We start from the raw sequence: 24,349 nt of genomic DNA, 5'->3' as shown, positions 1-24,349 counted from the left end.
TGAGGCAACAACTGGGTTTGCCGCTTATTTGAGGCGGCGAAGATGCCTCTCACCTTCGAGGATTGAACAATGTCCGGAAAAATGAAAACAATGGATGGCAACGCCGCGGCGGCCTGGATCTCTTATGCCTTTACCGAGGTCGCGGCGATTTACCCCATTACCCCCTCCACGCCGATGGCGGAAAACGTCGACGAGTGGGCGGCGCAGGGGAAAAAGAACCTCTTTGGCCAGCCGGTGCGCTTAATGGAGATGCAGTCGGAAGCCGGCGCGGCAGGCGCGGTACACGGCGCGCTGCAGGCCGGGGCGCTCACCACCACCTATACGGCTTCCCAGGGGCTGCTACTGATGATCCCCAACATGTACAAAATCGCCGGTGAACTGCTGCCGGGCGTCTTTCACGTCAGCGCCCGGGCGCTGGCGACCAATTCGCTGAATATTTTTGGCGATCACCAGGACGTGATGGCGGTTCGCCAGACCGGCTGCGCGATGCTGGCGGAGAACAACGTGCAGCAGGTGATGGATTTGTCGGCGGTGGCGCATCTGGCGGCGATTAAGGGACGCATCCCGTTTGTTAACTTCTTCGATGGTTTCCGCACCTCGCACGAAATTCAAAAAATCGAGGTGCTGGAATATGACCAGCTGGCGACGCTGCTGGACCGGGCCGCGCTCGACAGCTTCCGCCGTAACGCGCTGCATCCGGATCATCCGGTCATCCGCGGAACGGCGCAAAACCCGGATATCTACTTCCAGGAAAGAGAGGCGGGTAACCGTTTTTATCAGGCGCTGCCCGATATTGTCGAAAGCTATATGGCGCAAATCAGCGCGCTCACCGGCCGGGAGTACCATCTGTTTAACTACACCGGCGCGGCGGATGCCGAACGGGTGATTATCGCCATGGGGTCGGTCTGCGACACCGTTCAGGAAGTGGTGGATACGCTGAACGCGGCGGGAGAGAAGGTCGGGCTGCTCAGCGTGCATCTGTTTCGCCCTTTTTCGCTGGCCCACTTCTTCGCCCAGCTGCCGAAAACCGTACAGCGGATTGCCGTCCTTGACCGCACCAAAGAGCCCGGCGCTCAGGCTGAACCGCTGTGCCTGGATGTGAAAAACGCCTTCTACCACCACGACGATGCGCCGCTGATTGTCGGCGGCCGCTACGCGCTTGGCGGTAAGGACGTTCTGCCCAACGATATCGCGGCGGTCTTTGACAACCTCAATAAACCGCTGCCGATGGACGGGTTTACCCTCGGGATTGTTGATGATGTCACCTTTACTTCTTTGCCCCCGCGCCAGCAGACGCTGGCGGTTTCTCATGCCGGCATCACCGCCTGTAAATTTTGGGGCATGGGCTCGGACGGCACCGTCGGGGCCAATAAAAGCGCGATCAAAATCATCGGCGACAAAACGCCGCTCTACGCGCAGGCCTACTTTTCCTATGACTCGAAAAAATCCGGCGGCATTACCGTTTCGCATTTGCGCTTCGGCGACCGGCCGATCAATTCGCCCTACCTGATCCATCGGGCCGATTTTATCTCCTGTTCGCAGCAGTCCTACGTGGAGCGCTATGACCTGCTGGATGGGTTAAAGCCGGGCGGGACCTTTTTACTCAACTGCAGCTGGTCCGATGCGGAGCTGGAACAGCATCTGCCGGTCGGCTTTAAACGCTATCTGGCGCGGGAAAATATCCATTTTTATACCCTGAACGCCGTGGATATCGCCCGCGAGCTCGGGCTGGGCGGGCGCTTTAATATGCTGATGCAGGCGGCGTTCTTTAAGCTGGCGGCGATTATCGACCCGCAGACCGCGGCGGATTACCTCAAGCAGGCGGTTGAAAAAAGCTACGGCAGCAAAGGGGCGGCGGTGATCGAGATGAACCAGCGGGCGATCGAGCTGGGCATGGCCTCGCTGCATCAGGTGACCATTCCGGCGCACTGGGCGACGCTGGATGAGCCCGTGGCGCAGGCTTCAGCCATGATGCCGGATTTCATCTGCGATATTCTGCAGCCGATGAACCGCCAGTGCGGCGACCAGTTGCCGGTAAGCGCGTTTGTCGGCATGGAAGACGGCACCTTTCCCTCGGGCACCGCCGCCTGGGAGAAACGCGGGATCGCGCTGGAAGTGCCGGTCTGGCAGCCGGAGGGCTGCACGCAGTGTAACCAGTGCGCCTTTATCTGCCCCCACGCGGCGATCCGCCCGGCGCTGCTCAACGGCGAAGAGCAGGACGCCGCGCCGGCCGGGCTGTTGAGCAAACCCGCTCAGGGAGCGAAGGCGTACCACTACCATCTGGCTATTTCGCCGCTGGATTGCTCCGGCTGCGGCAACTGTGTGGATATCTGTCCTTCGCGCGGCAAGGCGTTAAAAATGCAGTCTCTTGATAGCCAGCGCCAGATGGCGCCGGTCTGGGACTATGCGCTGGCGCTGACGCCGAAGAGCAATCCGTTCCGGAAGACGACGGTCAAAGGTAGCCAGTTTGAAACCCCGCTGCTGGAGTTTTCCGGCGCCTGCGCGGGATGCGGCGAAACGCCTTATGCCCGCCTGATAACCCAGCTGTTTGGCGACCGGATGCTGATCGCTAACGCCACCGGCTGCTCTTCAATCTGGGGAGCCAGCGCGCCGTCGATTCCCTATACCACCAACCACCGCGGCCATGGCCCGGCATGGGCGAACTCGCTGTTTGAGGATAACGCGGAGTTTGGCCTCGGCATGATGCTCGGCGGCCAGGCGGTGCGTCAACAAATCGCCGATGATATGACCGCCGCGCTGGCGCTGCCGGTCAGCGACGAACTTAGCGACGCGATGCGCCAGTGGCTGGCGAAGCAGGATGAAGGCGAGGGTACCCGCGAGCGCGCGGACCGGCTCAGCGAACGGCTGGCGGCGGAAAAAGAGGGCGTGCCGCTGCTGGAGCAGCTATGGCAGAACCGCGACTATTTTGTGCGCCGGTCGCAGTGGATTTTCGGCGGCGACGGCTGGGCCTACGATATCGGCTTCGGCGGTCTCGATCACGTGCTGGCGAGCGGGGAAGACGTGAATATTCTGGTGTTTGATACCGAGGTTTACTCCAATACCGGCGGGCAGTCGTCTAAATCGACCCCGGTGGCGGCCATCGCGAAGTTTGCCGCGCAGGGCAAACGCACGCGGAAAAAAGATCTTGGCATGATGGCGATGAGCTACGGCAATGTGTACGTGGCCCAGGTCGCCATGGGCGCCGATAAAGATCAGACGCTGCGCGCGATCGCCGAGGCTGAAGCCTGGCCGGGACCGTCGCTGGTGATTGCCTACGCCGCCTGCATTAACCACGGGCTGAAAGCCGGTATGCGCTGCAGCCAGCGCGAGGCGAAACGGGCGGTTGAGGCGGGATACTGGCACCTGTGGCGCTATCATCCGCAGCGGGAAGCGGAGGGCAAGACGCCGTTTATGCTCGATTCCGAAGAGCCGGAGGAGAGCTTCCGCGACTTTTTGCTTGGCGAAGTGCGCTACGCCTCGCTGCACAAAACGACGCCGCATCTCGCGGATGCGCTTTTTAGCAGAACCGAGGAGGATGCGCGCGCCCGCTTTGCTCAGTATCGGCGGCTGGCCGGTGAGGAGTAGGGGCCGGCGCGCAGGCCTTTAGCTATCGTGCTGCATGACCTTAAGCAGCGTATCCAGCAGGCCGGGAAAGCGCGCGTCTAAATCTTCCCGGCGCAGCGAAATCAAATTCTCCCGCCCCTGAGGCCGCTGCCAGATCACACCGCTGTCGCGCAGGACGCGCCAGTGGTGGGTCATGGTCGACTTCGCCACATCTTCATGACGCAGGGCGTTACAGCTCTGCTCGCTGCCGTCGGCAAGGATACGGATAATCTCAAGCCGCAGCGGGTTGCCGAGAGCGAAAAGGACATTTTCGAGGCGAATTTGTTCACGTTCGGGGTGATTGGCGATCATAATATTCCTGTGTCGGCGGCGGCGCAGCTCCGTGAGCAGCAGCCCGTATCGGCGGCTGGCCGGTAATATACCGAAACTGCTTTTCTAAAGCCACGCGGGTCGTCGCAGCTTCACCAATAGTAACGATAGCAAAAATAGTTCGAATATACTCGTACAGTTGTACTATGATAGATGCCGTTATATGAACGGCGGCCAATTCCGGCCGCCTGTTAACAGTCACAATGACTAAGGACGCATCATGCCCCGACCCATCCCCCTCGAACGTTATCGCAACATCGGTATCTCCGCGCATATCGATGCCGGCAAAACCACCACCACCGAGCGCATCCTGTTTTATACCGGGATGAGCCACAAGCTGGGGGAAGTACACGATGGCGCGGCAACCACCGACTGGATGGCGCAGGAGCAGGAGCGCGGGATCACCATTACCTCCGCGGCGGTGAGCTGCTTCTGGCCCGGCATGGACCGCAGCTTCGAGCCGCACCGGATTAACATCATCGATACCCCCGGGCACGTGGATTTCACCATCGAAGTGGAACGCTCCATGCGCGTCCTGGATGGCGCGGTGATGGTTTACGACTCCGTCGGCGGCGTGCAGCCGCAGTCGGAAACCGTCTGGCGGCAGGCGAATAAATACCACGTTCCGCGGCTGGCCTTCGTCAACAAGATGGACCGCCCCGGCGCGGACTTTTTCCGCGTGGTGCAGATGATGATCGATCGCCTGAAGGCCAATCCGGTGCCGATTGCGATCCCGGTTGGCGCCGAAGAGCACTTCACCGGGGTGGTGGATCTCATCAAAATGCGCGCCATTTTGTGGGATGACGCCACCCAGGGGATGACCTTCAGCTATGCGCCGGTGCCTGACGACCTCGTGGAAACCGCCCGTCTGTGGCGGGAGAAAATGGTCTCGGCGGCGGCGGAAGCCAGCGACGAACTGATGGACAAATATCTCGAAACCGGTGAACTGGACGAGGCGGAGATCGTCGCCGGTCTGCGCCAGCGCACGGTGAAGGGGGAAATCCAGGCGGTGCTGTGCGGCAGCGCGTTTAAAAACAAAGGCGTGCAGCGGATGCTCGATGCGGTGGTTGAGCTGATGCCGTCGCCGCTGGATATCCCGGCGATTCAGGGCGTGGATGAGAAAGGGCGGCCCGCTGAACGTCATCCGGGCGACGACGAGCCGTTCTCGGCGCTGGCCTTCAAGCTGATGACCGACCCCTACGTTGGACAGCTGACCTTTATCCGCGTCTATTCCGGGACGCTGAAAAAAGGCGATGCGGTGTGGAATCCGGTGAAAGGTAAGAAAGAGCGCATCGGACGCATCGTGCTGATGCAGGCCAACGATCGCCATGAGGTGGACGAACTGCACGCCGGGGACATTGCCGCCTGCGTCGGCCTGAAGGATGTCACCACCGGCGACACGCTGTGCGACCCGGATGCGGTGATTACCCTCGAACGGATGGAGTTTCCGGAGCCGGTGATTTCGCTGGCGATTGAACCGAAAACCAAAGCCGATCAGGAGAAAATGGGTATCGCCCTGCAGCGGCTGGCGGCGGAAGATCCGTCGTTTCGTCTGCATACTGACGAGGAGTCCGGCCAGACGATCGTTTCCGGGATGGGCGAACTGCATCTGGAGATTATCGTCGACCGCATGAAGCGTGAGTTTGGCGTCGAGGCGAATATCGGGCGTCCGCAGGTGACCTATCGCGAGACGATCCGCAAAACGGTCAAAGAGGTGGAAGGCAAATTTGTCCGCCAGTCCGGCGGTAAAGGGCAGTACGGTCACGTGGTGCTGACCCTTGAACCGCTGGAGCCGGGAAGCGGTTTCGTGTTTGAGGACGCGACCAAAGGCGGCGTGGTGCCGCGCGAGTACATCCCTTCAGTGGAAAAAGGGCTGCGCGAAGCGATGGGCACCGGCGTGCTGGCGGGCTATCCGGTGGTGGATATCAAGGCGACCCTGACGTTTGGTTCGTATCACGACGTCGACTCGTCGGAGATGGCTTTCCGGATGGCGGCGATATTTGGCTTCAAGGAAGGGGCGCGCAGGGCCGACCCGGTTATTCTTGAACCGGTGATGCACGTGGAAGTGGAGACCCCGGAAGAGTACGCCGGGAATATCATGGGCGATCTCTCTTCCCGTCGCGGAATGGTGCAGGGGATGGAGGAGCGGTTCGGCAGCCAGATTATCCGCGCCGACGTGCCGCTGGCCGAGATGTTTGGCTATTCCACCACGCTGCGTTCAATGTCCCAGGGCCGGGCGACCTACAGCATGGAGTTCCACCACTACGCGGAAGCCCCGCGCAACGTGGCTGAGGCGATTATCGCCAGCCGCGCCAAAGGCTAAGCAACGTTCCCGGGTGCGACGCGAGGCGTCTTGCCCGGGCTACGAGTCCTGCCATCGTTTGTAGCCCGGGTAAGGCGTTAGCCGCAACCCGGGAATTTCTGCCAATCAAACAATATCCTGCGCGTACTGCCACAGCGCCTTCAGCTGCGCCAGCTTCTCTTTATCGTCCGCATACTGCTGATACAGCATCTGCAGCTCATCGGCGTAGGCCTGCAAAAACTCCGGCGTAAAGACCTGGCGACGGTGCTCTAACCAGCGCTGCTGCTCGGCTTCATCCAGCGTGCCGGGATAGTTGCGTGCGCGATAGTTGAACAGCAGGCGCTCGATACGCTTATCGGCGAAGGTAATATCCAACGCCGGCAGGTTGCGCGGCTCGGTTTCGAGCACGATTTTCATCGCCGCGCGGTCGGCATCGCTGAAAAAGCCGTTATACAGCTGCGTATCGACATTATCGGACGGCACAAACGGCTCCGCTTCGGCAAAAATCGCCACCGCTTTCTCGCGTACCTGCGGATTGGCCCGCAGCAGCTGGGCGTTCTCCAGACAGCGCTGGATATTGATGCCCAGCCGGTCGGCATCCTGCGGACGCAGGGTGTTTTGCTGCGCCAGCACAGGGCATTTATTCAGGTGGACCAGCTTAATCGGCACCGCGGGCAGGTCGCCCAGCTCGCTTTTCGGCGTATACAGCCGCTCGCGCAGGGCGTCGGCATCGAGCTCCAGCAGGGGGGCGATGTCTCCGGCCAGGTCGACCATAATCACCGCGTTACGGTTGTCCGGGTGCCACGCCAGCGGGGCGACCAGGCTGGTGTTGCCGCGCGCCGCGCCGAACATGCCGGAAACATGCACCAGCGGTTTGATTTGCGGCACGTCAATCAGCGTCGCCAGCTTGCGCTTGTTGCGGTGGGCGTAAAGATAGTCGAACAGGCGCGGCTGCTGGGTTTTCACCAGCTTCGCCATGGCGATGGTGGCGTAAACGTCGGCCATCGCGTCGTGGGCGTTGCTGTGTTCGATGCCGTTAGCGACGGTCAGATGCTCCAGCCGGAAGCTCGGTAAGCCCTCTTCATTTTCCGGCCAGTTGATCCCTTCGGGGCGCAGCGCATAGCAGGCGCGCATCACGTCCAGCAGATCCCAGCGGGAGTTGTCGTGCTGCCAGCTCCAGGCGTAGGGATCGTAAAAATTACGATAGAGAATGTTGCGCGTCACTTCGTCATCGAAGCGCACGTTGTTATAGCCGACGATGCAGGTTTTCGGCACCGTGAACAGATCGTGAACGCGGCGGGCGAAAGCGGCTTCGTTGTCGCCCCTGGCGTTCGCCTCCTGCGGCGTTATCCCGGTGACCATGACCGCCTGCGGCTGCGGCAGATAGTCATCGGCGAGCCTGCAGTAGAAGACTTCGGGTTCGCCGACGATATTCAGGTCTTCATCGGTGCGAATGGCGGCAAACTGCGACGGTCGGTCGAGCGAGGGACTGGTGCCGAAGGTCTCGTAATCGTGAAATAAAAATCCGGGCTGGCTGGCGCTATCTTGCATAATCTGTTCATTATTCCTGGTGGCGAGCAGCCTTCATGGTAAACGATTTGCCGGGCCATCAGAAGGGTATCCCCTTTGTCACGCGTCGGCGATGTCATATTTTCTTGCAATTAAACCCTGATTTGAAACGAGAAGTTCCGTAAAAAGGACGGCGAATCTGTCAATTTAGAGGATATGCCGTTGAAAGGCCGTTTTTTTATTGCTGTATCTTTGCTCGCTGCGAGCGTTTCCTGCGCATTTGCCGCCAATGATTTTCCCGTCAACGTGACGCCTCCTTCTATTCAGGCCGGTTCCTGGGTGCTGATGGATTACACCACCGGCCAGATCCTGACCGCCGGTAACGAGCATCAGCAGCGCAATCCCGCCAGCCTGACCAAACTCATGACCGGCTACGTGGTCGATCGCGCTATCGACAGCCAGCGCATCACCTTTGACGACATCGTCACCGTCGGGAAAGACGCCTGGGCGCAGGGTAACCCGGTCTTTAATGGTTCTTCGCTGATGTTCCTTAAGCCCGGCGATCGGGTCAGCGTACGCGATTTAAGCCGCGGGCTGATCGTTGACTCCGGCAACGATGCCTGCGTGGCGCTGGCGGACTACGTCGCCGGCGGCCAGCCGCAGTTCGTCGCGCTGATGAACAGCTACGTGGAAAAACTGCATTTGCAGGATACCCATTTTGAAACCGTCCACGGTCTGGACGCGCCGGGTCAGCACAGTTCGGCCTACGATCTGGCGGTGCTCTCGCGGGCGATTATTCACGGCGAGCCGGACGTCTACCATATGTACAGCCAGAAGAGCCTGACCTGGAACGGCATTACCCAGCAGAACCGCAACGGTCTGCTGTGGGATAAGACCATGAACGTCGATGGTCTGAAGACCGGCCACACCTCGGGCGCCGGCTTCAACCTGATTGCCTCCGCGGTGGACGGCCAGCGCCGGCTGATTGCGGTGGTGATGGGAGCCGACAGCCCGAAAGGGCGTGAACAGCAGGCGGCGAAGCTGCTGCACTGGGGCCAGCAAAACTTCGATACCGTCCAGGTCCTGCAGGACGGCAAGCAGGTCGGCGTTGAGCGTATCTGGTATGGCGATAAAGAGCAGATTAAGCTGGGGACCGATCAGGACTTCTGGCTAGCGCTGCCGAAGTCGGAAGTCTCGCGCATTAAGGCCAAATACGTGCTGGATAACAAAGTGCTGGAAGCGCCGATCGCCGCCCATCAGCGGGTTGGCGAAATCTCCCTTTACGATGGTGATAAAGTGGTGGCCCACTGGCCTCTGGTGACGCTGGAAAGCGTTGGCAAGGGCGGCGTGCTGTCGCGCTTTAGCGATTATCTGCATCAAAAACTGTAACTTCTCCGCCGCTCCGCCCGGAGCGGCATCTCGTAGCTGTTTGATTATTATGCCGCTTCGGTTGGCGCTTCGTTTACTTTCACTCCATTACCTTACCCGGTCACCCTTCAGGAAAAAGCCTGGCGCTTGTGCGCCATAAATGGAGCTGGGAAGATGAAATACTTTGCGCGTAGTGCGCTTTCTCTGGGACTTTTCACCGTTTTTAGCACTTCTGGTTTTGCCTCCGGCCTCGTTCTGGCCGATAACGAATTCCGCAATGATTTAGCCTGGTTATCCGACCGTGGAACCCTCTCGTTGAGCCTGTCGACCTGGCCTCTGAGCGAAGAGGAGATTAAGCGCGCGCTGGCCAATGCCCATCCGACAACGTCCGCAGAGCGGGTGGTACTGGGTCGGGTAAATCAGCGATTAAGCGCGCTGAAAGCTGACGTGCGCGTTACCGGCTACAGCTCCACTGATAAGCCGGGCACGCCGCAGGGGTTCGCCCAGTCTTACCCCGCCGACCAGTCGCTTTCTCTCGCCCTGAACAACAGCGGCGAATGGTGGGATCTGCACCTGCAGGGCAATGTTGAAGGCGACAAGCGCATCAGTAACGGTTCGAGCGTGAACGCCAACGGCGCATACGGCGCGGTTAAGCTGTGGAACCAGTGGCTGGCGTTCGGGCAAATCCCCCAGTGGTGGGGGCCGGGCTATGAAGGTAGCCTGATCCGCTCCGATGCCGCGCGTCCCATGACCGGTTTTCTGCTGCAGCGCGCCGAACAGCGGGCGCCGGAAACCTCATGGCTAAGCTGGATTGGCCCCTGGCAGTACCAGCTTTCCGCCAGCCAGATGAACCAGTACGCAGCCGTACCGCATACCAAAATCTTCGGTGGTCGCCTGACTTTTTCACCGCTCACCTCGCTGGAGCTGGGAGCCTCGCGCGTTATGCAGTGGGGCGGCGAAGGGCGACCTTCCTCATTCAGCAGCTTCTGGGACGGCCTCACCGGCAATGATAACACCGGCGACTCGGCCGACGATCCCGGCAACCAGCTGGCCGGTTTTGATTTCAAGCTGAAGCTGGCGCCCACCCTCGGCTGGCCGGTGAGCATTTACGGCCAGATGATTGGCGAGGACGAAGCCGGATATTTACCCTCGGCGCACCTCTATCTTGGCGGCGTGGAAGGGCATCACCAGTGGAACAGCAATGCGGTTAACTGGTATCTGGAAGCCCACGATACCCGCTCGAACATGGGCCGTACTAACTACATCTATAACCACTTTATCTATAAAGACGGCTACTACCAGCAGGGCTATCCGCTGGGCGATGCGATGGGCGGCGACGGGCGTTTATATGCCGGTAAGGTGGAGCTGGTAACCGAAGAGAATCAGCGCTGGAGCGCGCGGCTGGTCTACGCTGAGGTCAATCCAAAAAACCAGCGAATCAATAAAGCCTTCCCGCGCGCCGATACGCTGAAGGGCGTACAGCTGGGCTGGAGCGGCGATGTTATGCCAACGGTACGCCTGAATACCTCCCTGTGGTACACCGACGCTAACCACAGCGCCAGCGACGATGTTGGGGCCAGCATCGGCGTTGAGCTACCGTTCAGTTTATAACCGTATGGCGGCGATTTTTTCATCTTCTTGCCGCGCGGATTTGTGAATTGCCGCACATACTGTGGGTGATAGTACTGCTAATTTATGTGTATATACATACAGTGTGCGCCGGGAGACCGGTAAAGATCAAGGGGTGAAAGTCCCCGACCATTGAAGGACCAGCAATCCACAGGGTCCCTGAGTCATGCGTTGTATACCGTGAGGTATGGGGCGAAGCGTTGACAGGGGTGTTGACAGGCCAGCCATTGAGCCACGAAATGTATATTAAATTCCCGGGTGCCGACGTTGTACTGTTTACGGAAGGCAACATCATAGGGTGCGTTACTGCGAGTGCCATATGGACCCGGCGGGGTCTGAGACCCTGGCATGTCAATACGATCTTTACGCGGGAACCGGGAGATCTCCCCTCTGACCATCTGCCAGTGCCGGAGATGGCCCGCACCGGGAAGGCGAGGAGCCGAAGCCGGTGATGTACGGAGAGGAGAAGTCGGACTTGCTCATAGTAGCTGCGAAGCTGGCGAACAATCCGCAAGGAGCGGAGTCAGTGGAGCGAAGGAGCGGGGCCAAGGGAAACGCGGAACAGCCACACATGCGCCGGACGCAGAGCCGGGAAAGTATGTCACAGAGGCTGTCACGCGTGCGGGAAGCTGCGAAGCAGCGGAAGAAAGAACGGTTTACCGCATTGTTCCACCTCCTGACAGCAGAGGCACTGGAGAACGCATTCCTCTCCCTGAGCAGGAAAGCGGCTGCCGGAGTTGATGGTGTCAGGTGGAAGGACTACGCCGAAAACCTGAAGGTCAACATAGCAGATCTGCACCGGAGGCTTCATCAGGGCAGTTACAGGGCTCAGCCCGGCAGGCGGCACTACATCCCGAAAGCGGATGGAAAACAGCGCCCGCTCGGCATCGCCTCACTGGAGGACAAAATCGTCCAGTATGCGCTGGTTAAGATCCTGAATGCAGTCTACGAAAATGACTTTATGGGGTTTTCATACGGGTTCAGACCCGGGCGAAGCCAGCACAATGCGCTGGACGCACTGGCCACAGGGCTGGTTCGGACCAATGTAAACTGGGTACTGGATGCCGATATCAGTCAGTTCTTCGACAAGGTAAGCCATGAATGGCTAATCAGGTTCATAGAACACAGAATCGGCGACCAGAGGGTAATCAGGCTCATACGAAAGTGGCTCACAGCCGGGACCTCAGAGGAAGGAGAATGGCGGGCATCGGAGGAAGGCACCCCACAGGGTGCGGTTATCTCGCCGCTGCTGGCAAACATCTACCTCCACTATGTCTTCGATCTGTGGGCGCATCAGTGGCGACGCCGCCATGCCACAGGCAATGTGGTCATGGTCAGATACGCAGATGACATAGTCATCGGGTTCGACAAGCGAATCGACGCTCAATGCTTTCGTATAGCCATGCAGCGCAGACTGAAGGAGTTCGGACTCACGGTACATCCGAAGAAAACCCGACTGATGGAGTTCGGCCGCTTCGCAGCCGAAAACCGCGCCAGCAGGGGAAAAGGTAAACCAGAAACGTTCAACTTCCTCGGGTTCACGCATATCAGTGGGAAAGATCGTAGTGGCAGGTTCATGCTGATACGAAAGACACGCCGGGACAGGATGACGGCGACACTGAAAGCGATCAAGGACGGACTACGAAAGCGCTGGCATTACTCAATCCCCGAACAGGGAAAATGGCTCAGGAGAGTGGTTCAGGGATACCTGAACTACCACTCAGTCCCGGGCAACTATCCCATGATGCGGAAGTTCAGGATATACGTAACAGACCTCTGGCGACGGGCGCTGAGGCGCAGGAGCCAGCAGGATGATACGACATGGACGAAAGCAAACAGACTGGCAGCCGTATGGCTGCCGAAGGTTCGGGTTCTGCATCCATGGCCTGTGGAGCGGTTCACCGCCAGACACCCAAGGCAGGAGCCCGGTGCGTGAATAGCGCACGCCGGGATCTGTGCGGGGGGTACCCGGTAACGGGTATCCCTACCGCGACATTTTATCAACAGTGGAGGCAGCATGGACTATAACGTTAAATCCGTAGGCAAGAAGAAAATTGCTGGTTTTCATCTGGTCGGTCCCTGGGAGCAGACGGTAAAACAGGGGTTTGAACAGCTGATGATGTGGGTCGATAACAGCCAGGTGCCGGCGCAGGAGTGGGTGGCCGTTTACTACGACAACCCGGACGAAGTCCCGGCGGAAAAGCTGCGCTGCGATACCGCCGTCACGGTGGCGGACGACTACCAGATTCCTGAGGGTAGCGAAGGCGTGATGATGACCGAAATCGCCGGCGGGGATTATGCGGTTGCCCGTGCCAGAGTCGAGAATTTTGACTTTGCGACGCCGTGGTACCAGTTCTTCGAGAGCCTGATGGAAAGCAAAACCCATCAGATGGCGATGAAGCCCTGTTTTGAAGTCTATCTTAACGATGGTAACCAGGACGGCTACTGGGATATTGATATGTATGTCGCGGTCGAGCCGGCGGTGAAGTAGAACATTGTCCCTTCGTTTGACAAGGTTTATTACATTCGCGTGATGCTTGCGGCGAAAAAGCAGTTACAATTGGCCTTTTCGTTGTGTCGGAGTAGGTTGTGCGCGCGGATAAATCACTTAAGCCATTTGAAATTCGGCTGTATCGCCATTACCGCATCGTCCATGGCGTGCGAATAGCATTGGCCTTTGTGCTCACCTTTGTGCTGGTGCGCCTGCTTAACGTTCCTGAAGGCACCTGGCCCCTCATCACCCTGGTGGTGGTGATGGGGCCTATCTCCTTCTGGGGAAACGTCGTACCGCGCGCGTTTGAACGTATCGGCGGCACGATCCTCGGCTCGGCGCTCGGGCTGGTGGCGCTCAAGCTGGAGCTTATCTCTCTGCCCATTATGCTGCTGTGGTGCGCGGTGGCGATGTTCCTCTGCGGCTGGCTGGCGCTGGGCAAAAAGCCCTACCAGGCGCTGCTGATCGGCATCACCCTGGCGGTAGTGGTCGGCGCGCCGCCGGGCGACATGACCACCGCGCTGTGGCGAAGCGGCGACGTTATCTTCGGCTCCCTGCTGGCGATGCTGTTTACCGGTATCTGGCCGCAGCGGGCTTTCCTGCACTGGCGCATCCAGATGGCCAGCTACGTCACCGCCTTCAACCGTCTGTATCAGGCGGGCTTCTCGCCGAACCTCGTTGAGCGTCCGCGTCTGGAAAAGCATATGCAGAAGGTGCTTAACGACGTGGTGAAAATGCGCGGATTAATTACTCCTGCCAGCAAAGAGACGCATATCCAGAAGGCCATCTTTGAGGCGATCCAGACCGTCAGCCGTAACCTGGTGTGCATGTTGGAGCTGCAAATCAACGCCTACTGGGCGTCGCGTCCCGGCCACTTCGTGATGCTTAACGCTCATACGCTGCGCGAAACTCAGCAAATGACCCAGCAAACATTGCTGACTATCGCCCACGCATTGTATGAGGGCAATCCGCAGCCGATTCTTGCCAACAATGAAAAGCTCAACGAAATTGTGGCCGAACTGCGCCAGCTCATCAAAGAGCAGCAGGACGACAATTTCTCCGAAACGCCCATTCACGGTTATGTCTGGTTAACTATCGAGCTGGCGCGCCAGCTCGAACTGCTGTCGCATTTAATCTGCCGTGCGTTGCGTAAATAAAGACCAGACTCACGTGGTTTTTCCATCGCTTGCTTCGATTCAGCAGCGTTTAGGGTTATGATAACGGCAAAGGAAAAAACATTGTCATCAGCGGCTGCTAACAGTTATGTTAGCCCTATGTAGCAGTCGCTTTAGCGAATCCGAATCTCAAATATTAGGGGTATAAAAATGGAAACAACTAAGCCTTCTTTCCAGGACGTACTGGAGTTTGTTCGCCTGTACCGTCGTAAGAACAAACTGCAGCGTGAAATTCAGGACGTTGAGAAAAAGATCCGTGATAACCAGAAGCGCGTACTGCTGCTGGACAACCTGAGCGACTACATCAAGCCGGGCATGAGCGTTGAAGCTATTCAGGGCATCATCGCCAGCATGAAGAGCGATTACGAAGATCGCGTTGACGATTACATCATCAAAAACGCCGAGATCTCCAAAGAACGTCGCGATATCTCTAAAAAGCTGAAAGCGATGGGCGAAGCGAAAGTCGAAGATAAATCTGCCGAGTAAGCCCCGTTAATGCGCTCCGGCGGCGCTCGCTGCCGGAGTTTCTCTTCTTCCTCTTGCGTGACCTCACAGTTCCTTAGCAAAACCGCCCGCGCGACGCTGAACCTTTACCCAGGAATTTGGTATACTTCCGCCGTAAACATATTGATATCGGAAGGGTTTATCTCATGCTGTCCCTGCAACAGGTGCCGCCGCGATGATACTGATGACCGGCGACGCGCTTAGCGGCCAACGCCGTGACGCCGAATCTTTACTCAACTCTTTCGTTTCGGCGATCTTCATCGCTACCTCCCGGCTCTCCGACAACCAAATGGCCGCGCGCATTCAACACCACCGTGATACCCGGCTTGCCCACTGGCGGCTGGAAGAACGCGGGCAGGCTTTCTCCGCGCGGCAGCCGCGCGGATAAGTCAGGTCACGGTCGGTGGCGGGCGTGAATAACCGCTGCCGCGGGGTTTATCGACAGGAGTCATCACTCAATGATTAAGTCTTTTTTTACCGCATTATCATTTATCAGCCGCCTGCCGGTCCCGGCGCGTTTATCCCAGGGGCTGGAAATTGAACAATATCAACGCAGTATCATTACATTTCCCCTGGTGGGGCTGCTGCTGGGGGCGATTGCTGGCGCCGTTGTGATGCTGCTGCAGCCGTGGTGCGGCGGCCCGCTCGCCGCGCTGCTCGGCGTGCTGGCGCTGGCGCTGTTGACCGGCGGGTTCCATCTTGATGGGCTGGCGGATACCTGCGATGGCATCTTTTCCGCCCGCCGCCGCGAGCGGATGCTGGAAATCATGCGCGACAGTCGGCTGGGCACTCACGGCGGGCTGGCGCTGATTTTTGTGCTGGTTGCCAAAGTGCTGGTGGTCAGCGAAGTGGCGCTGCGCGGCACGTCGGCGCTTGCCGCGCTGGCTGCCGCCTGCGCCGTCGGCCGCGGTATGGCGGTGCTGCTGATGTATCGTCAGCGCTACGCCCGGGAAGAGGGGCTGGGCAACTTATTTATCGGCAAAATCACGCTGCGGCAGATGCTGATTACCATGGGGATCGCGCTGGCGCTGGCGACGCTGCTGCTCGGGGTCAACGGTCTGCGGGCGGCGCTTATCACTCTGGTGCTGGTTTGGGCGCTGGGTCAGGCGCTGAAGCGTACCCTGGGCGGGCAAACCGGTGACACATTAGGCGCGGCGATTGAGCTGGGCGAAGTCATATTTCTGCTGGCCCTGCTGTAGGCATTGTTTTATTCCCGGTGGCGCTGCGCTGACCGGGCTACCAGTCCACCGCTGTCTGCGGGCCGGTGCCCGGGCAAGGCGCAGCGCGCCGCCTGCGGGGAATGTGTCGGAGTGACGGATTGGCGTGGTTTCTCCCGGCTCGCGCTGCGCTTAGCCGGGCTACGGGGTTACAGCCGTCTGCGGACCGGTAGCCCGGGTAAGGCGCGCAGCGCCGCAACCCGGGGAATGTGCCGGGATTAATGTATCGGTGCGGCTTCTTCCCGGTGGCGCTGCTGTATGACCGGGCTACGGGTGCATCACCGTCTGCGGGCTGGTAGCCCGGACAGGCGCAGCGCGCCGCCTCCGGGAAAATTATTCAGCGCACGTGCTTACAGCGCTTTTTGCCATACGCTCTGCGGCAGGAGGTAAACATCTGCCGGCGCCGTCATGCCGTCGGTCACGATATGCTGAATGCCGCTGGCCATTACCGCCAGGGTCACATCAAAGGCGTTCAGGCTATCGCCAAAGCCCGCGGTCAGGTTGAGCATTGAACCGTTCGCCATCAGATAAACGGTTTTATCGCCCATCCGGTAAGCGTTGATATAGGGCATGACCTCTTCATGACGGAACTGGCGCAGGTACTCACAGTCAATCTCTTCCGCCACGTGACCCACGTTGAGAATAAACACCCCGTCTTTGGACTTATCCAGCGCCTGGCGGTTAACGACTTTTTTACCGCCGGTCGCCGTGGCCACCACATCCGCGGAGGCAATCGCCTCCTGTAATTCAACGACGTGCCAGCCATCGTAGGCCGCCTGTAGTCTCCGCGCCGGGTCGATTTCCGCCACCATCACCTGGCCGCCGAAGGCCTTCGCCGCCGCCGCAACCCCCTGGCCAACCAGACCATAGCCGATGACCAGCACTTTTTTCTCATGCAGGGTCAGGTGGGTCGTCTGGAAAAAGGTGTGCCAGGCGGTCAGGCCGACCATATGACGGTTGTGCAGACCTTCCTTAACCGGCAAATCATCCCAGTTAAAAATCGGGTAGCCGGGGCGAATATCGCCCAGGCGGCTAACGCCAGAGCCGGTCGCCTCAAGGCCCGCGACGATGTTGCCAAACTCCCCGCGCTGATGCAGTAGGGTGGTAATATCCGCGCCCATTTCGCACAGATGCGTCGGCTGCCAGGCAATCGCTTTTTCCCAGGATTGCTGCCAGTCGGCGTCGCTCATATCCCGCCAGGCGCAGGCTTCCGCGCCGCGCTCTACCAGCCAGGCGACCACGTCATCCTGCACCGTCGTTGGGTTACAGGTGGTAAGAAAAACCTTCGCCCCTTTCTCCAGAATTCCCTGCACCAGGGGGATCATTTTCATATCGAGGTGCATACAGCAGGCGAGACGCACCTGGCTGAGATCCGGCAGGGCGGCGACCTGACGCAGGGTGCGCGGCATATTCTGACTGGCCCATGCGATCTCTTTCTCTAATTTTATCTTGTTATTCAACGTGTTTGACCTTCAATCCATAGAATGCTGATACCCAGAGGTGAGGGGATTTTAACGTAGCGCGCGCCGTTTTTACATTCACAAAATGAATGACGAAAAGCCACGACAAAGACATGGTTGTTAAAATAAGGTTAAAAAAAGAAAATGAAACATAAGTTCTTATTATGACGTAAGCGAGCTACACGATGTTAAGCGTTTTACCCGGATCGCTCTTTTCGCGGATCCGCATTTTCCTCGGTCGCCTCAAGCCGCACGCCCTGCCGGTTGCCAGAAAACATATTGTTCTGGCCTCTCTCGGCGCCGGGACGGGACTGGCGGTGACCAGCATGTTCAGCCACTGGCTGTTAGGCGAGGTCAATATCTGGTTTATCGCGCCAATGGGCGCATCGGCAGTGCTGCTGTTTGGCGTCCCGAGCAGTCCGCTGGCCCAGCCGTGGTCGATTGTCGGCGGCAACGTGCTCTCGGCGCTGATTGGCGTGACAGTGGGAATGGCGATCCCGAACCTGGCGCTGGCCTGCGGCGTGGCGGCGGGGCTGGCGATCGCCGGTATGTATTTCCTGCGCTGCCTGCATCCGCCGGGTGGGGCGGTGGCGTTAACGGCGATCCTCGGCGGGGCGGGGGTGCAGAGTGAAGGCTACCACTTTGTTCTGACGCCGGTATTGCTCAATTCCCTGATGCTGGCGCTGCTGGCCATCGTCTTCAACAACCTGGTGGGACGACGCTACCCGCACCCGCTGGCCGCAGAAGAGGTAAAGGCCAAAGCCGTACCGCTGGGCCTGTCGGTGACCCGCGATGATATTCACGCGGCCCTGCTGGACGGCCAGTTTCTCGATATCGATGAAGACGACGTGCAGGAGCTGCTGGAAAATATTGAACAAAAAGCCAGACAGCGTATCGCCGGCGCCCGGCGATCCTGATGAGCTTTTCGGCTCTCTGGGGAACGCGGATTAACCCACGGGTTCCCCTTTTTATTGCCTTCCTCCCCGGCCATTAGCCTGAACCAGGCATTTTTCTCCCCCGAAAGCAACAAGCTCTGCGGATCGTGACTGCGATCGACAAAATTGGCCATTCAATGAGCAAAAAGTTGACGCCCTTAACGAAATGAATATTTCAAAATAACTTTTTATGGATTTTTTAATCCGGCAGAGTATAACAAGTTGTTAAATAATGCACCCGGGTGCAAAAAGGTGCAAATGTATTCCTGATGCCAGAACCTGCCGTATCTGGTTCGGCAATGTGATCTTTTTATTCATAAAAACAAAACGATAGAACGCTCATCCCTGACAGGACAACAAAATGACCGATCATGTGATAACTGAAAGTCGTAAAACAGATAATGATAAGAAAATCAGATTAATAACCCTCGTCTCAACCATCGGTGGACTGTGCTTTGGTTACGACACCGGGGTTATTTCCGGCGCGCTGATTTTCATGAAAAACGATCTTGGCCTCACTCCTCTGCAGGAAGGGCTGGTGACATCGTTTTTATTATTCGGCGCGGCAATCGGCTCTGTCGGCGGCGGCTGGCTGTCCGACCGACAGGGACGGCGGAAAAATATTCTGTGGGTGGCGGTGATTTTTATCTTTGGCGCCCTCGGTACCGCCGTCGCCTGGGATATGTCGTCGATGATAATCGCCCGCTTTATTCTTGGCCTGGCGGTTGGCTGTGCGTCAGTGACGGTACCGATTTATATTTCAGAACTAGCGCGACCCGCGCAGCGTGAACGGCTGGTGACGGTCAACGAACTGATGATCGTCACCGGGCAGTTTCTCGCTTACTCCGTCAACGCTTCCATTGTCAATTTCTATCCCGACATGTCGCACAACTGGCGGCTGATGCTGGCCATTCCGGCGCTACCCGGCGCGCTGCTGTGGATTGGTATGCTGGTAATGCCGGAGTCTCCGCGCTTCTTCGTGCGTAAGGGGCAATTAGACAAAGCGGTTGCGGTGCTGAAAACGATTCGTCGGCCCGAAGAGGTGGAGCAGGAGATCCGCGATATCCAGCAGGTGAGCCAGATTGGCATCAACCATGGCCGATTTGTTGACGAGCTGAAGAGAAAATGGGTACTGCAGCTGATTTTGATCGGCCTGATGATTGTGCTGGCAACGCGCGTAACCGGCGTGAATACCATTATGTACTACGCGCCGACGGTGCTGAAAGCCACCGGACTTGGCGATGCGGCGGCGGTGACCGGCGCCGTGGCTAATGGCGTCGTCTCTATTCTGGCCACGCTACTGGGGATGCTGTTAATTGGCAGGCATTCCCGACGGAAAATGTTCTTTACCGGACAGATCGGCGTCACCCTTAGCCTGGTGTTGATTGGCCTCTCGTTCAAGCTCTTCTTCCATATGGAAACCGTCGATGGCGTCAGCGGCTTGCACGCCAACTTTACCGGTGCCAGCTACATCATTCTCGCCCTGATGCTGGTGTTCCTGACCTTTATGCAGGGTTGGATCGCACCGGTATTCTGGCTGATGCTCGCGGAAATCTACCCGCTGCGGATGCGCGGTCTGGGAATGGGTTTTGCGGTATTCGGTTTATGGATATTTGACTTCATCATTCAGTCTATTTTCCCGATTTTACTCAACAGCTACGGCGGCGGAATGACCTTCGGCTTCTTCGCGGCTACCAACGTCATAATGCTGATTCTGCTGGTGAAGTTCCTGCCGGAAACCCGCGGGTTAACCCTCGAACAAATTGAACAAAAATTCAGATTCTGATTTAGCAACGTGGAGGAATATATGACAGTTAATATCGGTTTAATTGGTTTGGGTATGATTGGGCGCGACCATCTCCAGCGTTTCCAGACGGTTATCCAGAACGCCAGGGTCAGCGCCGTCTGCGATATCAATCGTAATGTGACCGACGCTATTGCCCGCGAATATGGCGCTCAGCCCTATTACGATGCAGTCGAGATGATTCAATCAGACGACGTGGATGCGATCTTTATTTGCTCTATTGGCCCGGTACATAAAGAACAAATTCTGGCGGCCATTAAAGCAGGTAAACCGGTGTTTTGCGAAAAGCCGCTAACCCCGACCGCGAATGAAGCCAAAGCGATTATTGATGCTGAAGTAGCCTACGGCAAACGTATGCTGCAGCTGGGCTTTATGCGCCGTTTCGACCCGGGGTACAACCAGCTAAAAGCCACTCTGGATAGCGGTGAACTGGGGGAAATATTGCTCATCCACTGCGCCCATCGCAACGCCTCCGTGCCGGAGAGCTACACCCTGGAGATGGCGATTAACGATTCGGCGACCCATGAAATCGATATTATCCGCTATCTGCTTAACGAAAATATCGTTTCGGTGCGCGTCGATAAACCGCAGAAGAAAACGCGCAGAGCCTGCGCGCATCTGCAGGATCCGTTGATTGTGATTTTTGAAACTGAATCCGGCGTACGTATTGATGATGAGCTGTTTGTTAACTGCGATTACGGCTACGACATTCGCTGTGAAGTGATTGGCGAAAATGCCATCAGCGCGTTGACCGAACAGGCACTTACCACCGTCCGTTCGGCGCAGGGTTATAGCCGCGCTATCCCCAAAACCTGCATGGAACGTTTCGCCACCGCCTACGATCGCGAGGTGCAGAATTTCGTTGACCGGGTAAACCTGGGGGCGGAGATGAGCGGGCCATCATCGTGGGACGGATTTGTCGTGGCGATGGTATGTGATGCCGGCCTGGCGTCGCTGAAGGATGGCGAAAAGCACGCCGTCTCTCTGCCGGAGTGTCCGGCGCTCTACCGCTGACCCATTAACGAAGGGAGAGGCGCATGTTAACTCTGAAACCAGAAGATATTTTTATTGGCTGTCGGGCGAATTCAAAGAAAAAGGCGCTGCGTATTGCCGCGGATTCCCTGCAGGCCAGCGGCTACGTCAGCGAGGGTTTTTTTGAATCAATGGTGGAGCGCGAAAAGGCGCTCTCTACCTGGCTCGGGGCGGGGGTCGCCATGCCCCACTGCAGCAAGGAGGGTATTGATCTGGTGCGGCAAACCGGTTTCCAGCTGCTTCAGTTTCCGGATGGCGTGGGCTGGGGGGAGGGTAAAGTGGCCTTCCTTGTGGTCGCCGTGGCGGCAAAAAACAATGAACACATTGATGTTATAGCGGATCTGGCAGACCTGCTTGATGACGAAGTGAAAACCACGCTGCTGGCCAGCGCCGACAGCAAAGACGCGTTTATGCAGATCCTCGAAGGACACTCATTTAAGAAGGATAGAATATGAAACTGGCACTCTGTACCGATGTTCTCGCCGGCCTGGCGTTCCCGGAAATGCTCGATCGCGTCAAGCAGTACGGCATTGAGGGCGTGGAGATGACCGCAGGCGGCTGGTCGCCTTGTCCGCATGTTAAAACTGAAGAACTGCTGGCTTCTCCGGCAGCGCTGGCGGCGTTTCGCGGCGAGCTGGAAAAGCGCGGAATGGAGATCGTCGCGCTGAACTGTTCGGGTAACCCGCTGGCCCCCGGCGCCCTTGGCGAGAAGCACACCGCCAGCAGCTACCGTACCGTCGAGCTGGCGGCGAAGCTGGGAGTGAAAAAGATAGTCATGATGAGCGGCCTGCCGGGCGGCGGGCCGGACGATAAAATCCCTAACTGGATCACCTCGACGGTTTCCTGGCCGGACTATATGCCAGGCGTGATCGATTACCAGTGGAACGAGGTTGCTATTCCCTGGTGGCAGGCTTTTACCCGCCATGCGGCTGAACACGGCATCGAACAGATTGCCCTCGAGGAATTCCCCAGCCAGCTGGTTTACAACCCGAGCACGCTGCTGCGCCTGCGTGAGGCGGTTGGCGACATCATCGGCATGAATCTCGATCCGTCGCATCTGATCGCCATGGGGGCAGACCCGATTGCCGCAGCCCGTAAGCTTGAAGGGGTGATTTATCACGTCCACGGCAAAGACGCGCGTATTGAACGCGGGCTGGCGGATGTCGACGGCTTACTGGAATACCAGCCGGTTACGCAGACCAAAACCCGCACCTGGAACTACGTGGCGGTTGGCTGTGGACAGGATTTGAAGTGGTGGAAAGAGTTCTTCTCGGTGCTGCGCATGACCGGATATAACGGTTATGTGTCGCTGGAGATGGAGGACCTGACGATGAGCGTTGAAGCAGGGCTACGGACGTCTATTGATGCCCTCAACGCCACATTAAGTCAGTGACAACGGGCCGCGTTTTCCCTCCGGGGGGCGGGAGAACGCGGCGCGTTTTTTGTTGAGCGGATTTTATCTTGCTGTATTTTACGTTCTATTGGATGTTTTTTATCAGGAACGTTAAAACCGAGTATGAGCGCCCCTAAACGACAAAAAGCGACCGCCAGCGACGTTGCGTTACTGGCTGGCGTCTCCAAATGGACGGTTTCCCGGGCATTTACCCCCGGGGCTTCTATCCAGCCCAAAACCCGGGAAGAGGTGATGAAAGCCGCTAATATTCTGGGATATCGACCAAATTTACTGGCGCGTAGCCTGACGCAAAAGCAAACGCATATTATCGGCGTGGCGGTAGACGAGCTGCGCAATCCCAATATGGTGCTACTGCTTAACGAAGTGACCCGCCAGCTGCAGAATCGCGGCTACATGGCGCTGGTGATTAACGTTACCGACGAAGAAAACACCCGCACGGCGATGGCGCTGGCTTACCAGCTCCAGGTTGACGGTATCTTGTTTATGGCCACGGTCCTGACGCCGGAACTCATCGCGATTGCCACTGAAATTCATCGCGTTCCGCTGGTGCAGATTGGCCGTAATACCGATCATCCGGAAATCCAGGTGGTCAATATTGACGGCTGGATTGCCGGAAAACAGCTTGCCGAACTGCTGCTGGCGCAGGGGCATCGCACTTTTGGCTATATGAAAGGGCCGGATACCGCCTCGCACCATTTAATGAGGATGGAAGGATACGAAGCGGCGCTGGAGCAGGCAGGTTGCCGGCTTGATACTCTGCTGGTTGCCGGACAGTATTTACGTACCCGGGGATATGCGGCAATGAGCGAGTATCTGGACGCGACGTCCGCAGGCGAAAGAGTGGATGCCCTGTTCTGTGAAAATGATATTCTGGCGATAGGCGCGCTTCAGGCGCTGCGCGAGCGCGATTTAACGATGGGTATTGTCGGTTTCGATAATATCGATGAAGCGGCGGCGCCGGAATGGCAGCTTACTACTTACGATCAGCGGCGCGAGCGGCTGGTGGAAGAGGCGTTGAATCGGCTCATCGATGCAGCTGAAGGGCCGACGGCGACCTGGCGCACCGGGGAACCCATCGTGCGCCAGTCCCATCGCCGCCAGGGCTAAAGTTCGCCGGTGATGTACTGCGCTACGCCGCGGCCAAAACTCCAGTCCCCTTTATGGTTGCTGATTACCGAGATCATCAGGTCATCGCCGCTCAGCCCGCAGTGCTCCCGGAGCTCAGCCAGCAGGGTGGCATAAAAAAGCTGCTTCTGTTCTTCGCTGCGCGGGCTGGTATATACCCTCACCACCACCACGTCCCGGCTTCGCGTCAGCCCCAGCCCGGTATCTTCAATAATCATATGATGAGCTTTGTTTTCGTGAACAATCTGGTAGCGATCGCGCTCTGGCACCTTGAACGCCTGCACCACGGCGCGATGTGCCGCATCCAGCAGGGTTTTGATCTCGCTTTCGCTGCGTCCTTCAATGATATCAAACGTCAGTAATGGCATAGCAGATGGTCCTTATTGTCGGATTACCTCAGTGAGAGAGATGCTAACCCGTGCTGAAGCCGGCAAAAACCGCTATATTTGAA

20 protein-coding genes are annotated in these 24,349 nt (G+C 57.9%); 16 read left to right on the top strand and 4 right to left on the bottom strand.

Annotated elements, in window-relative coordinates:
* Positions 1-69 precede the first annotated feature (69 nt).
* A complete protein-coding gene (nifJ, locus tag CDA56_RS10030; RefSeq protein ID WP_102803422.1) occupies positions 70-3,585 on the top strand; it encodes a pyruvate:ferredoxin (flavodoxin) oxidoreductase in 3,516 nt (1,171 codons plus the stop codon).
* 18 nt (positions 3,586-3,603) lie between these two features.
* Here nifJ and CDA56_RS10025 read toward each other — a convergent pair whose 3' ends face one another.
* Positions 3,604-3,915 carry an ArsR/SmtB family transcription factor gene (locus CDA56_RS10025; RefSeq protein ID WP_014230020.1) on the bottom strand — a complete coding sequence of 104 codons (312 nt, stop codon included), beginning with the start codon at positions 3,913-3,915 and terminating at the stop codon, positions 3,604-3,606.
* Positions 3,916-4,153: 238 nt separating this feature from the next.
* Between CDA56_RS10025 and fusA the strand changes: the two genes are divergently transcribed.
* Positions 4,154-6,256, top strand: coding sequence for an elongation factor G (gene fusA / locus CDA56_RS10020; protein ID WP_025107724.1), 2,103 nt, complete (start codon positions 4,154-4,156; stop codon positions 6,254-6,256).
* A 105-nt stretch (positions 6,257-6,361) separates the two neighbouring features.
* On the opposite strand, the gene sbcB is transcribed toward fusA, so the two are convergent.
* The gene (gene sbcB / locus CDA56_RS10015; protein ID WP_102803423.1) at positions 6,362-7,786 is read right to left on the bottom strand and encodes an exodeoxyribonuclease I; all 1,425 of its coding nucleotides are present in this window, start codon (positions 7,784-7,786) and stop codon (positions 6,362-6,364) included.
* Between the two features lie 180 nt (positions 7,787-7,966).
* On the opposite strand from sbcB, the gene dacD reads away from it, so the two are divergent.
* The 8 genes from dacD (at position 7,967) to cobS (ending at position 16,110) form a co-directional block, all read left to right on the top strand.
* Positions 7,967-9,133 (top strand): serine-type D-Ala-D-Ala carboxypeptidase DacD, encoded by a 1,167-nt coding sequence (dacD, locus tag CDA56_RS10010; protein ID WP_064404619.1) that lies wholly within the window; start codon positions 7,967-7,969, stop codon positions 9,131-9,133.
* Between the two features lie 153 nt (positions 9,134-9,286).
* Positions 9,287-10,723, top strand: coding sequence for a capsule assembly Wzi family protein (locus CDA56_RS10005; protein WP_047723374.1), 1,437 nt, complete (start codon positions 9,287-9,289; stop codon positions 10,721-10,723).
* A gap of 466 nt (positions 10,724-11,189) precedes the next feature.
* Positions 11,190-12,677 carry a group II intron reverse transcriptase/maturase gene (gene ltrA, locus CDA56_RS09995; protein WP_161952885.1) on the top strand — a complete coding sequence of 496 codons (1,488 nt, stop codon included), beginning with the start codon at positions 11,190-11,192 and terminating at the stop codon, positions 12,675-12,677.
* 81 nt (positions 12,678-12,758) lie between these two features.
* Positions 12,759-13,232, top strand: coding sequence for a DNA gyrase inhibitor SbmC (gene sbmC, locus CDA56_RS09990; protein ID WP_014230015.1), 474 nt, complete (start codon positions 12,759-12,761; stop codon positions 13,230-13,232).
* A gap of 98 nt (positions 13,233-13,330) precedes the next feature.
* Positions 13,331-14,389, top strand: coding sequence for an FUSC family protein (locus tag CDA56_RS09985; RefSeq protein WP_004103626.1), 1,059 nt, complete (start codon positions 13,331-13,333; stop codon positions 14,387-14,389).
* Between the two features lie 168 nt (positions 14,390-14,557).
* Positions 14,558-14,893, top strand: coding sequence for a DUF496 family protein (locus CDA56_RS09980; protein ID WP_004103624.1), 336 nt, complete (start codon positions 14,558-14,560; stop codon positions 14,891-14,893).
* Between the two features lie 193 nt (positions 14,894-15,086).
* Positions 15,087-15,299, top strand: coding sequence for a bifunctional adenosylcobinamide kinase/adenosylcobinamide-phosphate guanylyltransferase (locus tag CDA56_RS09975; RefSeq protein WP_004852374.1), 213 nt, complete (start codon positions 15,087-15,089; stop codon positions 15,297-15,299).
* 70 nt (positions 15,300-15,369) lie between these two features.
* On the top strand, positions 15,370-16,110 hold the full coding sequence (gene cobS / locus CDA56_RS09970; RefSeq protein WP_014230013.1) for an adenosylcobinamide-GDP ribazoletransferase: 741 nt from the start codon (positions 15,370-15,372) through the stop codon (positions 16,108-16,110).
* A 368-nt stretch (positions 16,111-16,478) separates the two neighbouring features.
* Here cobS and CDA56_RS09965 read toward each other — a convergent pair whose 3' ends face one another.
* Positions 16,479-17,588, bottom strand: a complete 1,110-nt coding sequence (locus tag CDA56_RS09965) for an adenosylhomocysteinase (protein ID WP_046877346.1) — start codon at positions 17,586-17,588, stop codon at positions 16,479-16,481.
* A 185-nt stretch (positions 17,589-17,773) separates the two neighbouring features.
* Here CDA56_RS09965 and CDA56_RS09960 point away from each other — a divergent pair, with 185 nt between their 5' ends.
* The 6 genes from CDA56_RS09960 (at position 17,774) to CDA56_RS09935 (ending at position 23,880) form a co-directional block, all read left to right on the top strand.
* Positions 17,774-18,505, top strand: coding sequence for an HPP family protein (locus tag CDA56_RS09960; RefSeq protein ID WP_102803424.1), 732 nt, complete (start codon positions 17,774-17,776; stop codon positions 18,503-18,505).
* 379 nt (positions 18,506-18,884) lie between these two features.
* The gene (locus tag CDA56_RS09955) at positions 18,885-20,309 is read left to right on the top strand and encodes a sugar porter family MFS transporter (protein WP_102803425.1); all 1,425 of its coding nucleotides are present in this window, start codon (positions 18,885-18,887) and stop codon (positions 20,307-20,309) included.
* Between the two features lie 21 nt (positions 20,310-20,330).
* A complete protein-coding gene (locus CDA56_RS09950) occupies positions 20,331-21,341 on the top strand; it encodes a Gfo/Idh/MocA family protein (protein WP_014230009.1) in 1,011 nt (336 codons plus the stop codon).
* A gap of 23 nt (positions 21,342-21,364) precedes the next feature.
* On the top strand, positions 21,365-21,814 hold the full coding sequence (locus CDA56_RS09945; RefSeq protein ID WP_014230008.1) for a PTS mannitol transporter subunit IIA: 450 nt from the start codon (positions 21,365-21,367) through the stop codon (positions 21,812-21,814).
* Positions 21,811-22,752, top strand: a complete 942-nt coding sequence (locus tag CDA56_RS09940) for a sugar phosphate isomerase/epimerase family protein (protein WP_032693837.1) — start codon at positions 21,811-21,813, stop codon at positions 22,750-22,752. The genes CDA56_RS09945 and CDA56_RS09940 overlap by 4 nt, the downstream gene beginning before the upstream one ends.
* A 123-nt stretch (positions 22,753-22,875) precedes the next feature.
* Complete coding sequence (locus CDA56_RS09935; protein WP_032693836.1) at positions 22,876-23,880, top strand: LacI family DNA-binding transcriptional regulator; 1,005 nt, start codon at positions 22,876-22,878, stop codon at positions 23,878-23,880.
* Here CDA56_RS09935 and CDA56_RS09930 read toward each other — a convergent pair.
* A complete protein-coding gene (locus CDA56_RS09930; protein ID WP_102803427.1) occupies positions 23,877-24,266 on the bottom strand; it encodes a tautomerase family protein in 390 nt (129 codons plus the stop codon). The genes CDA56_RS09935 and CDA56_RS09930 overlap by 4 nt on opposite strands.
* Between the last annotated feature and the right edge of the window lie 83 nt (positions 24,267-24,349).

Source organism: Klebsiella michiganensis, assembly GCF_002925905.1.
In the GTDB taxonomy this organism is placed as follows: Bacteria; Pseudomonadota; Gammaproteobacteria; order Enterobacterales; family Enterobacteriaceae; genus Klebsiella; species Klebsiella michiganensis.
Note: the sequence above shows the minus strand (reverse complement) of the source record. Positions and strands in the feature narration are given on the sequence as shown.

What these genes read in the sequence shown, in the direction of transcription:
- nifJ (WP_102803422.1), top strand. Translation starts at nt 70, where the DNA reads ATGTCCGGAAAAATGAAAACAATGGATGGCAACGCCGCGGCGGCCTGG.
- CDA56_RS10025 (WP_014230020.1), bottom strand. Translation starts at nt 3,915, where the DNA reads ATGATCGCCAATCACCCCGAACGTGAACAAATTCGCCTCGAAAATGTC.
- fusA (WP_025107724.1), top strand. Translation starts at nt 4,154, where the DNA reads ATGCCCCGACCCATCCCCCTCGAACGTTATCGCAACATCGGTATCTCC.
- sbcB (WP_102803423.1), bottom strand. Translation starts at nt 7,786, where the DNA reads ATGCAAGATAGCGCCAGCCAGCCCGGATTTTTATTTCACGATTACGAG.
- CDA56_RS10005 (WP_047723374.1), top strand. Translation starts at nt 9,287, where the DNA reads ATGAAATACTTTGCGCGTAGTGCGCTTTCTCTGGGACTTTTCACCGTT.
- sbmC (WP_014230015.1), top strand. Translation starts at nt 12,759, where the DNA reads ATGGACTATAACGTTAAATCCGTAGGCAAGAAGAAAATTGCTGGTTTT.
- CDA56_RS09980 (WP_004103624.1), top strand. Translation starts at nt 14,558, where the DNA reads ATGGAAACAACTAAGCCTTCTTTCCAGGACGTACTGGAGTTTGTTCGC.
- CDA56_RS09975 (WP_004852374.1), top strand. Translation starts at nt 15,087, where the DNA reads ATGATACTGATGACCGGCGACGCGCTTAGCGGCCAACGCCGTGACGCC.
- cobS (WP_014230013.1), top strand. Translation starts at nt 15,370, where the DNA reads ATGATTAAGTCTTTTTTTACCGCATTATCATTTATCAGCCGCCTGCCG.
- CDA56_RS09960 (WP_102803424.1), top strand. Translation starts at nt 17,774, where the DNA reads ATGTTAAGCGTTTTACCCGGATCGCTCTTTTCGCGGATCCGCATTTTC.
- CDA56_RS09955 (WP_102803425.1), top strand. Translation starts at nt 18,885, where the DNA reads ATGACCGATCATGTGATAACTGAAAGTCGTAAAACAGATAATGATAAG.
- CDA56_RS09950 (WP_014230009.1), top strand. Translation starts at nt 20,331, where the DNA reads ATGACAGTTAATATCGGTTTAATTGGTTTGGGTATGATTGGGCGCGAC.
- CDA56_RS09945 (WP_014230008.1), top strand. Translation starts at nt 21,365, where the DNA reads ATGTTAACTCTGAAACCAGAAGATATTTTTATTGGCTGTCGGGCGAAT.
- CDA56_RS09940 (WP_032693837.1), top strand. Translation starts at nt 21,811, where the DNA reads ATGAAACTGGCACTCTGTACCGATGTTCTCGCCGGCCTGGCGTTCCCG.
- CDA56_RS09935 (WP_032693836.1), top strand. Translation starts at nt 22,876, where the DNA reads ATGAGCGCCCCTAAACGACAAAAAGCGACCGCCAGCGACGTTGCGTTA.
- CDA56_RS09930 (WP_102803427.1), bottom strand. Translation starts at nt 24,266, where the DNA reads ATGCCATTACTGACGTTTGATATCATTGAAGGACGCAGCGAAAGCGAG.